This is a genomic window from Cedecea neteri, assembly GCF_000758305.1.
GTDB lineage: Bacteria > Pseudomonadota > Gammaproteobacteria > Enterobacterales > Enterobacteriaceae > Cedecea > Cedecea neteri_C.
This window is the reverse complement of record NZ_CP009458.1, coordinates 2,839,228-2,854,787: the sequence shown is the minus strand read 5'-3', so window position 1 is coordinate 2,854,787 and position 15,560 is coordinate 2,839,228. Positions and strand designations below refer to the sequence as shown.

16 protein-coding genes are annotated in these 15,560 nt (G+C 54.0%); 12 read left to right on the top strand and 4 right to left on the bottom strand.

Translation table 11 applies throughout. The annotated features are described in order from the left end of the window. The first annotated feature begins 163 nt into the window (after window positions 1-163). From mdtH to LH23_RS13295, 9 genes are all read left to right on the top strand, one after another. The gene (gene mdtH / locus LH23_RS13330) at window positions 164-1,378 is read left to right on the top strand and encodes a multidrug efflux MFS transporter MdtH (RefSeq protein WP_039291825.1); all 1,215 of its coding nucleotides are present in this window, start codon (window positions 164-166) and stop codon (window positions 1,376-1,378) included. A gap of 98 nt (window positions 1,379-1,476) precedes the next feature. Continuing rightward, on the top strand, window positions 1,477-2,037 hold the full coding sequence (locus LH23_RS13325; protein WP_039291822.1) for a lipoprotein: 561 nt from the start codon (window positions 1,477-1,479) through the stop codon (window positions 2,035-2,037). 153 nt (window positions 2,038-2,190) lie between these two features. Beyond that, on the top strand, window positions 2,191-3,237 hold the full coding sequence (gene pyrC, locus LH23_RS13320) for a dihydroorotase (protein ID WP_039291819.1): 1,047 nt from the start codon (window positions 2,191-2,193) through the stop codon (window positions 3,235-3,237). A 75-nt stretch (window positions 3,238-3,312) separates the two neighbouring features. Beyond that, window positions 3,313-3,558, top strand: coding sequence for a DNA damage-inducible protein I (dinI, locus tag LH23_RS13315; RefSeq protein ID WP_016535825.1), 246 nt, complete (start codon window positions 3,313-3,315; stop codon window positions 3,556-3,558). Window positions 3,559-3,857: 299 nt separating this feature from the next. After that, window positions 3,858-4,112 carry a biofilm formation regulator BssS gene (gene bssS, locus LH23_RS13310; protein WP_008453527.1) on the top strand — a complete coding sequence of 85 codons (255 nt, stop codon included), beginning with the start codon at window positions 3,858-3,860 and terminating at the stop codon, window positions 4,110-4,112. A gap of 129 nt (window positions 4,113-4,241) precedes the next feature. Next, the gene (gene solA / locus LH23_RS13305) at window positions 4,242-5,363 is read left to right on the top strand and encodes an N-methyl-L-tryptophan oxidase (protein ID WP_039291811.1); all 1,122 of its coding nucleotides are present in this window, start codon (window positions 4,242-4,244) and stop codon (window positions 5,361-5,363) included. Between the two features lie 46 nt (window positions 5,364-5,409). Further along, entirely contained in the window at window positions 5,410-5,523 is a 114-nt protein-coding gene (locus LH23_RS23470) for a DUF2770 family protein (RefSeq protein ID WP_071842723.1), read from the top strand. Window positions 5,524-5,787: 264 nt separating this feature from the next. Further along, window positions 5,788-6,342 (top strand): cytochrome b, encoded by a 555-nt coding sequence (locus LH23_RS13300; protein WP_039291808.1) that lies wholly within the window; start codon window positions 5,788-5,790, stop codon window positions 6,340-6,342. Between the two features lie 17 nt (window positions 6,343-6,359). Then, window positions 6,360-6,932: a YceI family protein gene (locus LH23_RS13295; RefSeq protein ID WP_039291805.1), complete on the top strand. Its 573-nt coding sequence runs from the start codon at window positions 6,360-6,362 to the stop codon at window positions 6,930-6,932. A gap of 32 nt (window positions 6,933-6,964) precedes the next feature. On the opposite strand, the gene LH23_RS13290 is transcribed toward LH23_RS13295, so the two are convergent. Then, window positions 6,965-8,017, bottom strand: a complete 1,053-nt coding sequence (locus tag LH23_RS13290; protein WP_039291802.1) for a rhodanese-related sulfurtransferase — start codon at window positions 8,015-8,017, stop codon at window positions 6,965-6,967. Window positions 8,018-8,242: 225 nt separating this feature from the next. Between LH23_RS13290 and LH23_RS13285 the strand changes: the two genes are divergently transcribed. The 3 genes from LH23_RS13285 to LH23_RS13275 all read left to right on the top strand — a co-directional run bounded on the left by LH23_RS13285 (window position 8,243) and on the right by LH23_RS13275 (window position 11,012). Continuing rightward, the gene (locus LH23_RS13285) at window positions 8,243-9,166 is read left to right on the top strand and encodes a Kdo(2)-lipid IV(A) acyltransferase (RefSeq protein WP_039291797.1); all 924 of its coding nucleotides are present in this window, start codon (window positions 8,243-8,245) and stop codon (window positions 9,164-9,166) included. A 151-nt stretch (window positions 9,167-9,317) separates the two neighbouring features. Then, a complete protein-coding gene (gene mdtG, locus LH23_RS13280) occupies window positions 9,318-10,544 on the top strand; it encodes a multidrug efflux MFS transporter MdtG (RefSeq protein WP_039291794.1) in 1,227 nt (408 codons plus the stop codon). 93 nt (window positions 10,545-10,637) lie between these two features. Continuing rightward, window positions 10,638-11,012, top strand: a complete 375-nt coding sequence (locus tag LH23_RS13275; RefSeq protein WP_039291792.1) for a MysB family protein — start codon at window positions 10,638-10,640, stop codon at window positions 11,010-11,012. A 3-nt stretch (window positions 11,013-11,015) separates the two neighbouring features. Here LH23_RS13275 and LH23_RS13270 read toward each other — a convergent pair whose 3' ends face one another. From LH23_RS13270 to mdoG, 3 genes are all read right to left on the bottom strand, one after another. Further along, window positions 11,016-11,222, bottom strand: coding sequence for a YceK/YidQ family lipoprotein (locus tag LH23_RS13270; protein ID WP_034807286.1), 207 nt, complete (start codon window positions 11,220-11,222; stop codon window positions 11,016-11,018). A gap of 122 nt (window positions 11,223-11,344) precedes the next feature. Next, window positions 11,345-13,876: a glucans biosynthesis glucosyltransferase MdoH gene (gene mdoH, locus LH23_RS13265; protein ID WP_039291787.1), complete on the bottom strand. Its 2,532-nt coding sequence runs from the start codon at window positions 13,874-13,876 to the stop codon at window positions 11,345-11,347. Further along, the gene (gene mdoG / locus LH23_RS13260; protein ID WP_139827399.1) at window positions 13,869-15,404 is read right to left on the bottom strand and encodes a glucans biosynthesis protein MdoG; all 1,536 of its coding nucleotides are present in this window, start codon (window positions 15,402-15,404) and stop codon (window positions 13,869-13,871) included. Before mdoG ends, mdoH begins: the two co-directional genes overlap by 8 nt. Between the last annotated feature and the right edge of the window lie 156 nt (window positions 15,405-15,560).

Genomic DNA, 15,560 nt, shown 5'->3' with positions numbered 1-15,560 from the left:
GTGTGAAAACAACAACATGACGCAACATCACTTTTTTCGATGAAAGCCTTGAATCAAACTCGTTGCACGATAAAAAAATATTGTCCTGCATCAGGTATTAAAAGCCCGGACGGCAAGCGAGAATAAGTACTTGTCGCGTTTAATTAAGTTCCCTGGAGGGGAGATGTCGCGGGTGGCGCAGGCAAGGAGCCTGGGTAAATATTTCCTGCTGCTTGATAACATGTTAGTGGTATTGGGCTTTTTCGTTGTCTTCCCTTTGATTTCCATTCGCTTCGTTGACCAGTTGGGCTGGGCCGCTTTGATGGTCGGCATTGCTCTTGGCCTACGTCAATTTATCCAGCAGGGGCTGGGCGTCTTCGGCGGCGCAATTGCCGACAGACTCGGCGCTAAACCGATGATTGTCACCGGCATGCTGCTACGCGCCGCAGGGTTTGCCACCATGGGTATTGCCACGGAACCCTGGATGCTCTGGCTTTCCTGCCTGCTCTCCGCCATTGGCGGGACGCTGTTTGATCCGCCCCGCTCGGCGTTGGTCGTCAAACTGGTTCGCCCTCAGCACCGCGGCCGCTTCTTCTCAATCCTGATGATGCAGGACAGCGCCGGCGCGGTGATCGGCGCTCTGTTGGGCAGTTGGCTGTTGCAGTACGACTTCCGTCTGGTCTGTGCCGTCGGCGCCGTAATGTTTGTCCTTTGCGCGGCGCTGAACGCCTGGCTGCTGCCGGCCTATAAGCTTTCCACTATTCGCACCCCAATGCGCGAAGGCATGGGCCGCGTGTTCCGTGATAAACGCTTTATTACCTACGTCCTGACGCTAACCGGCTATTACATGCTGGCGGTGCAGGTCATGCTGATGCTGCCGCTGATGGTCAATGATATTGCCGGTACCGCGTCGGCGGTAAAATGGATGTACGCCATTGAAGCCGCGCTTTCGCTGACGTTGCTCTACCCTATCGCTCGCTGGAGTGAAAAGCGCTTCCGCCTGGAGCAACGCTTAATGGCAGGTCTGGTGCTGATGACGGTGAGCCTGATGCCTATTGGCCTGGCGTCCAACTTACAGCAGCTTTTCGCCCTGATTTGTACCTTCTACATCGGCTCAATCATCGCTGAGCCCGCTCGGGAAACACTAAGCGCCTCGCTGGCGGATGCCCGAGCACGCGGCAGCTACATGGGATTCAGTCGTTTGGGCCTGTCGCTGGGCGGCGCGCTAGGTTACACCGGCGGTGGCTGGCTGTTTGACGCAGGGAAAGCCCTGCAGCAGCCAGAATTACCCTGGGCCATGCTCGGCATCATCGGCTGTATCACCCTTGCAGCCCTGTGGTGGCAGTTTAGCCTTAGACCCGTTGAGCCAACGATGCTGGAGCCCGGCGGTCAGGGATAATTTTCTCTTATCATCTTTTTCCGGTAGCCGCTCCCGCCGTGCCGCATTATGCTGATAAAACAAGGCACGGCATTGGAGCCGCTATTTTGAGGAAGCCTATGAAGAAGATTGTTTTTGCCGCAGCATTGATGCTCAGCGGCCTGCTCGCCGGATGCAACCAGTTAACGCAGTACAGCGTGAGTGAACAGGAAATCAACCAATCGCTGGAAAAACACAATAACTTCTCCAAGGACATTGGCCTGCCCGGCGTGGCTGAAGCCCATGTAGTGTTAACCCATTTAGTCAGCCAGATTGGACGGGAAGAGCCGAATAAAATTACCCTGACCGGTGATGCCAATCTCGACATGACGTCGCTGTTTGGTAACCAGAAGGCCATCCTGAAGCTCAAGCTGAAAGCGCTGCCGGTGTTCAATAAAGAGCAAGGTGCCATCTACCTGCAGGAAATGGAGGTGGTTGATGCTCAGGTCGAACCGCAAAAAATGCAGACCGTGCTGCAGACCATGATCCCTTATCTTAATCAGTCCCTGCGCAGCTACTTCAATCAACAGCCTGCTTATATCCTGAGCGAAGATCGCAGCACAGGTGAGTCGCTGGCGAAGAAATATGCCAAAGGCATTGAAGTCAAACCCGGTGAGATAATCATTCCGTTAACGGAATAGCCCCTCCCCCTCAGAGCCGTTTCTGCGCTCTGAGGGTTTTGTGCAACATGTACAACATAAGGGGTGCAAACGATAACGTTTCCCCTTATCCTTAGTGCCCGGCATAAAACCAGCCCTTGATGACTGATTTCCCTCTCACGCCGGAGCACATTGATGACCGCATTACCTCAGGTATTAAAAATCCGCCGCCCAGATGACTGGCATATCCACCTTCGTGACGGTGAGATGCTGAAAACCGTGGTGCCTTACACCAGTCAGACCTATGGCCGTGCGATTGTCATGCCCAATCTTGTGCCTCCTGTTACCAGCGTGGATGCCGCTATCGCTTATCGCCAGCGCATTCTCGATGCCGTCCCGGCCGGGCAAAAGTTTGAACCGCTGATGACCTGCTACCTGACCGACACGCTGGATCCCAACGAAGTCGAACGCGGGTTCAATGAGGGCGTATTTACCGCCGCCAAGCTTTACCCGGCGAACGCCACGACTAACTCCGCTCACGGCGTAACCAGCACCGCGGCCATCCTGCCGGTGCTTGAACGTATGCAAAAAATTGGCATGCCGCTGCTGGTGCACGGCGAAGTCACCCATGCTGACATCGATATTTTCGATCGTGAAGCGCGCTTTATTGAAACCGTCATGGAGCCGCTGCGTCGCCAGTTGCCTGAGCTGAAAGTGGTGTTTGAGCATATCACCACCAAAGATGCCGCCCAGTATGTGAAAGAAGGTAACTCGCTGATTGGCGCGACTATCACACCTCAGCACCTGATGTTTAACCGCAACCACATGCTGGTGGGCGGGATTCGCCCGCATCTGTACTGCCTGCCTATCCTGAAACGCAGCGTCCACCAGGAAGCCTTGCGCGAACTGGTTGCCAGCGGCTGCGATCGCGTCTTCCTGGGTACCGACTCTGCGCCGCATGCCCGTCATCGCAAAGAAGCCAGCTGTGGCTGCGCCGGCTGTTTTAACGCGCCTTCCGCGCTGGGGGCTTATGCGACGGTATTTGAAGAAATGAATGCGCTGCAGCATTTTGAAGCTTTCGCTTCGCTGAACGGTCCGCGATTCTACGGTCTGCCGGTCAACGAAGATCATATCGAACTGATTCGCGTCGCTGAGAAAATGCCGGAGCTGATTGAAGCCGGTGACGACAGCATCGTACCGTTCCTGGCGGGTGAAGAAGTCGTCTGGTCGGTTAAAGGCTAAATTTTTCAACGCCCCCTGTTGCTTACTGGAAAGTTAACCTGTATAAATATCCAGTATATTGTACAGGGGGTCGTTATGCGTATTGAAGTGACTATAGCCAAAACCACACCGTTGCCGCCAGGGGCTATCGACGCCCTTGCCAGTGAGCTTTCCCGCCGTATCAATCAACATTTCCCCGACACCAGCAGCGAAGTGCAGGTACGTTATGCCTCAGGCAATAATCTCTCCGTGCTGGGCGGTGCCAAAGAAGATAAAACGCGAATCAGCGAGATCCTCCAGGAAACCTGGGAAAGCGCTGACGATTGGTTCTCTGCCGACTAATACCCTCAAGTATGTTGGTACTTTTTTGCCGGGTGTCGCCATCCGGTTTTTTTATTCCCCTCGTCGACTTGATTGCTTTTTAAACACCACCAAAGTCTTTCCTGCCTTTCTTTCTCATTACTTCGAAATAGCCTGTCGATTTATTGTTCGTTTTTCCTGAATAATGCGGAAAAAGTGTTACCAGGTAATTATTTCATCCCCATGAAGGCCGTAGTATTGATATACTTAAGTCGCTTCACGATAAATCACGCATGAACCTCACTAGCCGTTGTCTTTAAACACGTATAAAAGGGGTTATGATGGAAAAAAATAGTGATGTTATTCAGACTCATCCCCTCGTCGGATGGGATATCAGCACCGTCGACAGCTACGACGCCATGATGCTGCGCCTGCATTACCTGACATCCAATAATCAGAAGCACGATGAAACCGAGATAGGCCAGACGCTCTGGCTGACCACCGATGTCGCCCGGCAATTTATTTCCATCCTTGAGGCCGGGATAGCCAAAATTGAATCCAGTGATTACCAGGAAAGCGATTATCGCAAGCATTGACGACACATGCTTAACAATGGCCACAGGCACCCAACGGGGTGCCTTTTTTATTTTAAGCGTCACCGTCAATTGCATCGTTCCGGTGAATTAATTACCCTGCTACAGATAATTTTCCACAGAGAAAAGTTTATGAACTATGACCTCATCATTGTCGGCAGCGGCTCCGTCGGTGCCGCCGCAGGCTGCTATGCCACACACTCGGGCCTGAAGGTACTGATGATCGACAGCGGCCACCCGCCGCACGATCAGGGCAGCCACCACGGCGACACCCGCCTGATGCGCCATGCTTATGGCGAAGGTGAAAAATATGTCCCGTTGGTCCTGCGAGCACAAAAACTGTGGGATGCCCTGGCTGAAGCCAGCGGCGAGAAGCTCTTTCATCGCACCGGGGTCATTAATCTGGGGCCAGCTGATTCGCCCTTTATTCGCAATGTCGCCTCCAGCGCAGAGAAATTTGCCCTGCCGGTTGAAACGCTGGACGCCGCCGCCATTGCCGCCCGCTGGCCGGAGATTGCGGTGCCTGAAAACTACGTCGGCCTGTTTGAGACGGACTCGGGCGTGCTGAAAAGCGAGCTGGCCATCGAAACCTACATCAACCTTGCTAAACAAGGGGGCAGCGCTCAGCTCTTTAACTGCAAGGTGACGGAAATCCGCCACGACAATGAAGGTGTGACTGTTGTCACTGAAGAAGGTGAATATCACGGGAGCAAACTGCTGGTCAGCGCGGGCACCTGGGTCACCAAACTGCTGCCGGACCTGCCGATCGCGTCGGTTCGCAAGATCTTTGCCTGGCACCAGGCCGATGGACGCTACAGCGAGAACAACAAATTCCCGGCGTTTACCGCAGAAACCCCCAACGGCGATCAGTATTACGGCTTCCCGGCGGAAGATAACGAACTGAAGCTGGGTAAGCACAACGGCGGGCAGTTGATTGACTCACCCGAGCAGCGTAAACCCTTTGGCGCTGTCGCCAGCGATGGGTCCGAAGTCTTTCCCTTCCTGCGCGAATTTTTACCCGGCATCGGCTGCTGTCTGCACGGCAAAGCCTGCACCTATGACAATTCACCGGATGAAGATTTCATCATTGATACCCTCCCCGGCCATGACAACACCCTGATCATTACCGGGCTGAGCGGGCACGGGTTCAAATTCGCCTCCGTTTTGGGCGAAATTGCCTGCCAGTTTGCTTTGGGTCAAAAACCTGCCTTTGATTTATCCCCGTTTGTACTTTCTCGCTTCAAAACGGCGTAGAATCCCCGAGTGGCGGGCATTTCCGCCACTTTTACCCGGGGCCATCATGATTCGCTTTATTCAATTTTTAACCAACAATATTCGCGAACACTTTATTCTGTATCTTTTCCTCTGGGCAATGCTTGCGCTTCTCGATCTGGCTTATATTTATTTCTTTTAATTATTCACACGCACGTTATATTGACAATTATTGACGTAAAATTAATTAAATATAGTTTTATCGCAAATAATTAACTGCCAATCAATATTCCTTCCAGTCAAAAACAATCATATTCATTCGACGCTACTGAACACATGTCGCAAGTGTTATTCAAAAAAACAGACATACAATAAATATATATCGAAATAAGAATATTTATGTTGATCTGCTGTTAACAGAACGCCTATGTTTTAGCTTCTGTAGGAAACACATGGACGCATAAATATGCAATGGCGAAACTCACCCGAACGCTATGGACATTTTTCGGTTCTGCTTCACTGGCTTGTCGCCGCCACGGTTTACGGAATGTTTGCACTCGGACTGTGGATGGTGACGCTGGGCTATTACGACGTCTGGTATCATAAAGCACCAGAAATACATAAGAGCATCGGCATATTGTTAATGTCTGCTCTTGTGATTCGTATTCTCTGGCGTTTTATATCGCCTCCACCGCCACCGTTAAAAAGTTATTCACGCCTGACACGCATCAGCGCGTTGGCTGCACATATTTTGCTGTATGCATTACTGTTCGCCATTTTGCTGAGCGGGTATCTGATTTCAACCGCCGACGGCAAACCTATTAGTGTTTTTGGCTGGTTCGATGTGCCCGCCACGCTGACGGACTTCGGGGCACAGGCTGACCTTGCCGGGACAGTTCATCTCTGGCTGGCATGGACCGTAGTGATTGTGTCTGTACTACATGCCCTCGCGGCCTTAAAGCACCATTTTCTAGATAAAGATGCCACCCTCAAGCGCATGCTCGGGAAAGCATCCCGTTAACTATGGAGAGTAAGACAATGAAGAAAATCCTGCTGGGAGCCACCTTAGGCGCTCTGTTATTCACCACCGGCTCTGCCGTGGCCGCTGACTATAAAATTGATAAACAAGGGCAGCATGCGTTTGTGAATTTCCGCATTCAACACCTCGGTTATAGCTGGCTGTACGGCACCTTCCGCGATTTTGACGGCAGCTTTACCTTCGACGAGCAAAACCCTGCGGCAGATAAAGTTAACGTCACCATCAATACCACCAGCGTGGATACCAACCATGCCGAGCGTGACAAACACCTGCGTAGCGCAGAGTTCCTCAACGTGTCGAAGTTCCCACAGGCGACCTTCGCCTCAACGGAAGTGAAGAAAGATGGCGAAACGCTGGATATTACCGGCAACCTGACGCTAAACGGCGTGACAAAGCCGGTCACGCTCAAAGCTAAGCTGATTGGTCAGGGTAACGATCCGTGGGGCGGCGTGCGCGCGGGGTTTGAGGCCGAAGGTAAAATTAAGCTGAAGGAGTTCAATATTACTCAGGATCTGGGGCCGGCTTCTCAGGACGTTGACCTGATCATTTCTGTCGAAGGCGTGCGTCAGTAAAAATACTCCCCCGGCGAACCGGGGGAATTTTATTACTTCTCTGGGTCAGGAATACTCAGCGTGGTATTCAGCATCCCACGAGATTTATTGAAGATCTTATTCCCGTTTTCGCGCCCCGCCCGGCGGCGACGCTGTTCTTCTGGAGATAGCGCCAGCTCATCACGGCAAACTTCACTGCAGCAGCCAGAGAATTTCTCAGCGCAGGCCGGACACTGAATAAACAGCAGGTGGCAGCCGTCATTTTTGCAGTTGGTATGGCTGTCGCACGGCGTCCCGCACTGATGGCAATGGGCGATCACATCGTCAGAAATACGTTCGCCCATGCGCTCATCGAAAACAAAGTTTTTCCCGACAAAGCGCACCGGTAGCCCTTGCTCACGCGCTCGGCGTGCATATTCAATAATCCCGCCTTCAATGTGATACACATTTTTGAAGCCGTTATGGCGCATCCAGGCGCTGGCTTTTTCACAGCGAATGCCGCCGGTGCAATACATGACAATTTTCTTCTCTTTGTCATCCTGCATCATATCCACGGCTTTCGGCAGCTGCTCACGGAAGGTGTCGGCCGGAATTTCGACGGCATCCTCGAAGTGCCCCACTTCATATTCGTAGTGGTTACGCATATCGATAAATACCGCGCTTGGATCGTCGAGCATCGCATTCACTTCGGCTGCTTTCAGATATTCCCCCACGTCGCTTGCGTCAAACGTAGGATCGTCAATACCGTCAGCGACGATACGGTCGCGTACCTTCATGCGCAGCACCCAGAAGGATTTGCCGTCATCTTCCAGAGCAATATTCAGGCGCAGATTATTTAAAGCCGGGTGAAAAGTGTAAATCGCCTCACGAAGGGCATCAACACGGCTTTCCGGGACGCTAATCTGAGCGTTGATCCCTTCATGCGCCAGATAGACGCGGCCAAACACATTGAGGCTCAGGAACAGCTGGTACAGCGCATCACGGGTCGCCTGCGGCGTTTCGATAGAAAAATATTTGTAGAATGAGATGGTCGTGCGCGGCTCGGTTTCGGCAAGCATGCGCTCGCGCAGCTCCTCATTCGATACGCGGTTGTGTAACACTGGCATGGTGTTCGCTCGCAATCGTTGGAAAAAAAGTGGGCTGCATCATAAAGCAAATAACGCTTATTTACATCCCCACGTTTTACGCTACATTTTGCTCACTCAAAGGTATTCGCGGCAACAATCGATGAAATATCAGGCACTCCGACGCCGCGAATTTTGGCTATGCGCCAAAAAATGCCACAATGGAATGATTAGAAGATACGGCAATTGCCGTCACAAAGGTTTTACATGACGAACTTACCGCAATTCTCTCGTGCGTTGCTGCACCCACGTTACTGGCTCACCTGGTTGGGTATCGGCTTTTTATACCTGCTGGTGCAACTCCCCTACCCGGTACTTTATCGCATCGGCTGCGGGCTGGGCCGGCTTGCAAAACGCCTGATGAAACGTCGCGCAAAAATAGCCTACCGCAACCTTGAGCTCTGCTTCCCGGACATGAGCGAGGAAAAACGCGAACAGATGGTGGTCGCCAACTTCGAGTCCGTCGGCATGGGGCTGATTGAGACCGGCATGGCCTGGTTCTGGTCTACGGAGCGCATCAATAAATGGTGCCACTACGAAGGTGTCGAGATCGTTAAAGGCATCGAGAAAACCGGCCAGGGCATTTTACTGATTGGCATTCACTTCCTGACGCTGGAGTTGGGTGCCCGTATCTTCGGCATTAAAACGCCAGGCATTGGCGTGTATCGCCCCAATGACAATCCGCTGCTCGACTGGCTGCAGACCTGGGGACGCATGCGTTCCAATAAAAGCATGATTGACCGCAAAGACCTGAAAGGCATGATCCGCGCGCTGAAAAATGGCGACATTATTTGGTACGCGCCGGACCACGATTACGGCCCTAGAGGCAGCGAATTTGTGCCATTCTTCGCCGTTGAACAAGCCGCGACCACGACGGGAACCTACACACTCGCCAAACTCTCCGGCGCCTGCGCCGTGCCCTTTGTTCCTCGTCGTCTGCCAGACGGCAAAGGCTACGAGCTGACGATTATAGAGCCAGAGCTTAACCCGCCACTTGAAAGCCCCGAGGAGACGGCGCGCTGGATGAACAAAATTGTAGAAAAGTGCATCCTGATGGCGCCAGAGCAATATATGTGGCTGCATCGCCGATTTAAGACTCGCCCGGAAGGAATGCCGGACCGCTACAAATAACGCCTGACAGCCGCCTTTTCAGGCGGCTATTTTTTTGCCACTCGTTTGATCGAAAAAGCCCTTTGATTTGCCAGCCCACTGCCAACAGGCGCATAATTAGCAGAGTAATAATTTCCCCTCTTCTTTTTGGCCCTGGCAACTACGGAGCGGTATGACTCCCCCTGACAGCACTATCAACTGGAAGCGTAATCTGGCCGTCGTCTGGGTTGGCTGCTTCCTGACCGGCGCAGCATTCAGCCTGGTCATGCCCTTCCTCCCGCTTTACGTTGAGCAACTCGGGGTCACCGGCCACAGCCAGTTGAACATGTGGTCCGGGCTGGTCTTTAGCATTACCTTCCTGTTTTCAGCCGTGGCATCCCCTTTCTGGGGCGGGCTTGCCGACCGTAAAGGCCGAAAACTCATGCTGCTGCGTTCCGCGCTTGGCATGTCTATCGTCATGCTGCTGATGGGCCTCGCGCAAAACATTTGGCAATTTCTGGCGCTTAGGGCTCTGCTCGGCCTGCTCGGTGGGTTTGTGCCGAATGCCAACGCGCTGATCGCCACCCAGATACCGCGCCATAAAAGCGGCTGGGCACTAGGCACGCTGTCTACCGGAGCAGTCAGCGGAGCGCTATTAGGCCCACTGATGGGCGGCCTGATGGCGGACAGCTACGGGCTGCGCTCGGTGTTCTTTATCACCTCGCTGGTGCTGTTTATCTGCTTCGTGATGACGCTGTTTTTTATTCGCGAGTCATTCACGCCAGTTTCCAAAAAAGACATGCTGCACGCCCGCCAGGTGCTGACCTCATTGAAAAATCCTCGCCTGGTGCTGAGCCTGTTTGTCACCACGATGATTATCCAGGTCGCCACTGGCTCTATCGCACCGATTTTAACGCTCTACGTACGCGATCTCGCCGGAAACGTCAGCAACCTGGCGTTTATCAGCGGGATGATTGCTTCCGTGCCTGGCGTAGCAGCGCTGATCAGTGCCCCAAGACTCGGTAAGCTGGGCGATCGCATCGGGCCGGAAAAGATCCTGATTGGCGCGCTGATGATCTCCGTTCTGCTGCTTATCCCTATGTCACTGGTGCAAAATCCTTGGCAACTCGGGATCTTACGTTTCTTGCTGGGTGCCGCCGACGGGGCGCTCCTCCCCGCCGTGCAAACGCTGCTGGTCTATAACTCTTCCAGCCAGATCTCTGGGCGCATCTTCAGTTATAACCAGTCCTTCCGCGATATTGGCAACGTCACCGGCCCGCTGCTCGGCGCGGCCGTTTCCGCCAGCTACGGCTTCCGCACCGTATTCCTGGTCACCGCCAGCGTGGTGCTGTTTAACGCGCTTTATTCGTGGATGACGCTGCGCCAGCCTGCCGAGCGAGTTCGTATTCCCGGGGAATAAATCTCGACTTGCAGATTTGCTAACAGCGTCAACAATTAACTGGAAATCGTAGCGGAGCAACTGCTCCCCGACCTTTACCACAAGGAGATAACCATGAGCATGTATGCAACCCTGGAAGAAGCCATTGATGCCGCGCGGGAGCAGTATCTTGCCGATAACCCGAGCGTGGATGAAGAGAGCGCCAGCGTCGAGCAGTTCAATTTTCAGAAGTACGTTTTGCAGGATGGTGACATCATGTGGCAGGCGGAGTTCTTTACCGACGACGGCGAGGAAGGTGAATGCCTGCCTATGCTCAGCGGTGAAGCGGCGCAAAGCGTGTTTGACGGTGATTTCGATGAGATTGAGCTGCGCCAGGAGTGGCTGGAAGAGAATACGCTGCACGAATGGGACGAAGGTGAATTTCAGCTCGAGCCGCCGCTGGACACCGAAGAAGGTCGCACGGCGGCAGACGAGTGGGATGAGCGCTAGTCGTTATTCATAAGGCCCGTGGCTGGCATCAATCGGCAAGAGTAAAGTGTCAAAGATTAGCGAAAACGGCAGGTCGAGCACGGTAATATAGCGCCATGCGCCCTCGCGTACATCCCAGCGCACGCCGGGGTAATACTGGTTTCCGTGCCCCTGCCCCGGTACCGTCCGGCTGATAATGCTGCCGCAGCCGCTCAGCAGAAAGGCCATCATCAGTACCGCAATTATTTTACCCACACATGCACTCCTGTTCAGAACGCGCTGAGTATAACCATCGTCGGATAAAAGGCAAAAAAATGCCGACCCTGAGGTCGGCATCTCACTTTATTACGGCCTTATTTTGCCGTCAGCGCCAGCGGGTTGAGCTGCAGCTTTTTGTAACTCTCCACCCAGGAGGAATAACGCTCCGGGTTCGCCCAGACGCGGTAATGCAGGCGCGACATGGTCATTGGGTCGCTCAGCAACACCAGGCGGCGGTCACGATTGAGTTTGTCCGGCGTTTCGTTCAGCGCCTGCTCAACGTGGCGGTCACGGGCAATCTCCAGCACCAGGCTCTTACGGTGACGAGCCGTGGCCATCGCCGTGCTCAAGGCGTTAAACGACGGGTTAAATACCGCGTGCATAAAGCCATCGTCCAGCGTGCGGCTGCGATTCAGCTCCAGATAGTTCTCGGTGTCCACCAGCACCTGCGGCGGAGAATACTCTTCCGGGATCAGGAACAGCTTCCAGCGCTTGGTGCGCAGGCCGAGGCTCGCCCGGCTTGAAAGCACGGAAACGAACGGCGACAGGATCAGCGAGAAGACAATCGGTGCCAGCCAGAACAGGAAGCGCAGATCCAGCCAGGCCATGCCTACTGCCCAGACCAGGCCCAACAGCAGCTGAGAGCCATGGCGCATAAAGGCTTCCCCCCACGGCGTAGAGTCATCGTCACGCTGCGGTGAGTTCCAGACCACTTCCCAGCCCAGGAACGCACTGACCACAAACACGGTGTGGAACAGCATACGCACCGGCGCCAGCAGCACGGAGAACAGCACTTCAAGCAGCAGTGAACAGGTCACACGCAGGAAGCCGCCATACTCTTTAGAGCCTTTGCACCAGATAAGAATGATGCTTAGCAGCTTAGGCAGGAACAGCAGAACCATGGTCGAGGCAAACAGCGCGATCGCCAACTCAGGACGCCACTGCGGCCAGACCGGGAACAACTGTCTAGGCTGGAGGAAGTACTGCGGCTCAGTCAGAGCGTGGACAACCTGCAGCGCGGTCGACAGCGCCAGGAACATAAACCACAGCGGGGCAGACAGGTAGGACATGACGCCGGTCAGGAACACCGCACGGTGAACCGGGTGCATCCCTTTCACCAGGAACAGACGGAAGTTCATCAGGTTGCCCTGGCACCAGCGGCGGTCGCGTTTCAGCTCGTCCAGCAGGTTCGGCGGCAGTTCTTCATATGAACCAGGCAGATCGTAAGCAATCCACACGCCCCAGCCGGCACGGCGCATCAGCGCGGCTTCGACGAAGTCATGGGAAAGAATCGACCCGGCAAAGTTACCTTCACCCGGCAGCGGCGCCAGCGCACAGTGTTCAATGAACGGCTTCACGCGAATAATGGCGTTGTGGCCCCAGTAGTGGGATTCCCCCAACTGCCAGAAATGCAGGCCTGCAGTAAAGAGCGGCCCATAAACGCGGGTGGCGAACTGCTGGCAGCGCGCGTACAGCGTGTCCATGCCGGAGGCTTTTGGCGAAGACTGAATAATACCGGCCTTCGGGTTCGCTTCCATCAGGCGCACGAGGTTAGTCAGGCAATCACCGCTCATTACGGAGTCGGCGTCCAGCACCACCATGTAGCTGTACTGGTTACCCCAACGACGGCAGAAGTCATCGATGTTACCGCTTTTACGCTTCACGCGGCGACGACGGCGGCGGTAGAAGATCTGCCCTTCGCCCTGCACTTCCGCAATCAGCTCCATCCAGGCTTTTTGCTCCGCAACGCAGATATCCGGGTTGTAGCTGTCGCTCAGGATATACACATCGAAGTGCGCCTGCTGCCCGGTGGCTTTGACGGACTCCCACGTCGCACGTAGGCCCGCAAACACGCGATCGACGTCTTCATTACAAATCGGCATGATAAGCGCGGTGCGGTGCTCAGGATTGATGGGCTCATCCCCCACCGTTGACGCAGAAATGCTGTATTTGTCTTTGCCCATCAGCAACTGCAGGAAGCCCATCAGCGCGGTCCAGAAACCGGCAGAGACCCAGCAGAACAGCACAGCGAACAGGATCAGGATGCCACTTTGCAGAATGTACGGCAGCAGTTGCATGACAGAGACCCACAGATCCTGGCCCCCCATGTCCGCCGGGTTAATCAGCGCCCAACCCTGATACGGAAGAATCGTCTTCATATACCAGGTCGCGACCACGGTTTGTGCCAGCGTGAGGATCAGCAGAATGTAGCGACGGATGGTGCCGACGGTACGCCATTTCTGCTCAGAGGCCTCTTCTTCTTTAGACGCGAACTTAGACTTTGTTTCGCGCCCAAGCAGGCGATCCCAGAAGCGGCCAATCGGGTTGGTCCGCCACGGGTCCGGGAACATAGAAGCACGCGTCGCTTTCGGCATGGCCTGAAGCTGAGTGCGCCCTTCATCATCGGTAATCAGCTGTTCGCCGCCGAGGGAACCCGGCCAGCTCGCCTCAAGGCGAGCTTTTACCGAGGCCAAAGGAGAATCATCCGCACGTTCAAAATGGTGATGCTGCGCATCAAGCGCCTCATGCACCGCCTGAAGGTCAGAGGCAGGCAGACCCGCCTTCTGCTCAGCAGAAAGCGGGAGTGCTTCAATGTAGTCGGGCGAGAATTCAGTAGACTTATTCATTGGCAGGCAGCTGGTAGCTCCAGGTTTCACTCAATGTCTGCTCGCCGTTAACCAGCGCAGCACGCATATCCGTTGTCTTCTTCTCGTCTTTCAGCTTCACGCGCAGCGTTAAACGCCAGCCTTTGTTGACCGGGTTATAGCGCACCTGGCTGTCAACGATCTCACCGTTATCGCCAATGCTGGTCTGTGCGGTGACAGGCGTATCGGCTGGCAGCTTTTTCATGTCTGCCCCGGTAAAGTCCACCACAAACGCGATGGTGCCGTCCGGCTGGCGGATCAGGTTAGACTGCTTCACATCCCCGGTAGAACGACGAGTTTGCAGTACATACGCGTTATCCGGCGCGTGCATTTTGTCTTCGTCGCGGCTAAAGGTGATGGTGTACTTAAAGTTCATCTCTTTGCCCGGATCCGGCAGTTGGTCCGGCGTCCAGTAAGCAACGATGTTGTCGTTCGTTTCGTCGTTGGTTGGGATTTCAACCAGCTCTACTCGGCCTTTGCCCCAATCACCGACCGGCGCAACCCACGCGCTAGGGCGCTGATCGTAACGATCGTCTAAATCCTCAAAGCGAGAGAACTGACGGCCACGCTGCAGCAGGCCAAAACCAACCGGGTTTTCCGTGGCGTAAGAGCTGACGGCCAGGTGTTTCGGGTTGTTCAGCGGACGCCAAATCCATTCCCCGTTACCGGCATGAATAGACAGGCCGTTAGAGTCATGCAGCTCCGGACGGAAATTCGTGGTTGGTGAAGGCTGATTTGGCCCAAACAGGAACATACTTGTCAGCGGCGCGACGCCCAGTTTGCCCACTTTGTCACGCAGGTAAACTTTTGACTGTACGTTCACCACGGTATCGCGACCTGGGGTGATAACAAAACGGTAAGCCCCGGTCGCTCGTGGGGAATCAAGCAGTGCATACAGGGTTAACGTTTTATCCGTTGGTTTCGGACGTTCAATCCAGTATTCGCGGAAACGAGGGAACTCTTCGCCAGACGGTAACGCGGTGTCAATCGCCAGACCTCGGGCAGACAGGCCATACACCTGGCCGGCGCCAATCACGCGGAAGTAACTCGCTCCGAGCATGCTGACAATTTCGTCGTTCTTATCTTTGCTGTTGATCGGATAGAGCACTTTGAACCCGGCAAAACCGAGATCTTTTACGGTGTCTTTATCGTGCTTTACATCACCGAAGTTAAAATAGTCCGGATTGTATTTGATCTGATGCACCGCGGTGGCGGTCACTTCGTTGATGGTTACCGGCGTGTCGAAGTACATACCCTGATGGTAGAACTCGAGCTTGAATGGGGTCTTGATGTTGTTCCAGTAAGCTTTGTCGTGATTAAACTGGATCTGCTGGTAGTCCGCGTATTTCATCTCGCGGAATTGCGAAGGCAGGTTGCTTTTCGGTGCTTCGTAGCTCTTGCCCGCTAAGGTTTTCGCCTGTTTTGCGACATCGTCGATAGTGAACGCCCAAACCGAGGTGGTATAAAGGGACAACATTACCGCAGCGCCAAGCCAGGACACTTTCATCATATTTGCTTTATGTTTCATATTAACCAGCACATCCCCCTTTGTGTGCTTAAATCAATCTATCCATTTTAATGGAAAGTTTTGCTTTCCGACAACCAAATCACCGCTTTGTTCAGCGTGCTGGCTCAGGGTTTAAGCAAAATAAAGACAACTGCTTAC

Coding starts and splice junctions, on each gene's coding strand:
- mdtH (WP_039291825.1), top strand. CDS start 164: ATGTCGCGGGTGGCGCAGGCAAGGAGCCTGGGTAAATATTTCCTGCTG.
- LH23_RS13325 (WP_039291822.1), top strand. CDS start 1,477: ATGAAGAAGATTGTTTTTGCCGCAGCATTGATGCTCAGCGGCCTGCTC.
- pyrC (WP_039291819.1), top strand. CDS start 2,191: ATGACCGCATTACCTCAGGTATTAAAAATCCGCCGCCCAGATGACTGG.
- dinI (WP_016535825.1), top strand. CDS start 3,313: ATGCGTATTGAAGTGACTATAGCCAAAACCACACCGTTGCCGCCAGGG.
- bssS (WP_008453527.1), top strand. CDS start 3,858: ATGGAAAAAAATAGTGATGTTATTCAGACTCATCCCCTCGTCGGATGG.
- solA (WP_039291811.1), top strand. CDS start 4,242: ATGAACTATGACCTCATCATTGTCGGCAGCGGCTCCGTCGGTGCCGCC.
- LH23_RS23470 (WP_071842723.1), top strand. CDS start 5,410: ATGATTCGCTTTATTCAATTTTTAACCAACAATATTCGCGAACACTTT.
- LH23_RS13300 (WP_039291808.1), top strand. CDS start 5,788: ATGCAATGGCGAAACTCACCCGAACGCTATGGACATTTTTCGGTTCTG.
- LH23_RS13295 (WP_039291805.1), top strand. CDS start 6,360: ATGAAGAAAATCCTGCTGGGAGCCACCTTAGGCGCTCTGTTATTCACC.
- LH23_RS13290 (WP_039291802.1), bottom strand. CDS start 8,017: ATGCCAGTGTTACACAACCGCGTATCGAATGAGGAGCTGCGCGAGCGC.
- LH23_RS13285 (WP_039291797.1), top strand. CDS start 8,243: ATGACGAACTTACCGCAATTCTCTCGTGCGTTGCTGCACCCACGTTAC.
- mdtG (WP_039291794.1), top strand. CDS start 9,318: ATGACTCCCCCTGACAGCACTATCAACTGGAAGCGTAATCTGGCCGTC.
- LH23_RS13275 (WP_039291792.1), top strand. CDS start 10,638: ATGAGCATGTATGCAACCCTGGAAGAAGCCATTGATGCCGCGCGGGAG.
- LH23_RS13270 (WP_034807286.1), bottom strand. CDS start 11,222: ATGATGGCCTTTCTGCTGAGCGGCTGCGGCAGCATTATCAGCCGGACG.
- mdoH (WP_039291787.1), bottom strand. CDS start 13,876: ATGAATAAGTCTACTGAATTCTCGCCCGACTACATTGAAGCACTCCCG.
- mdoG (WP_139827399.1), bottom strand. CDS start 15,404: ATGATGAAAGTGTCCTGGCTTGGCGCTGCGGTAATGTTGTCCCTTTAT.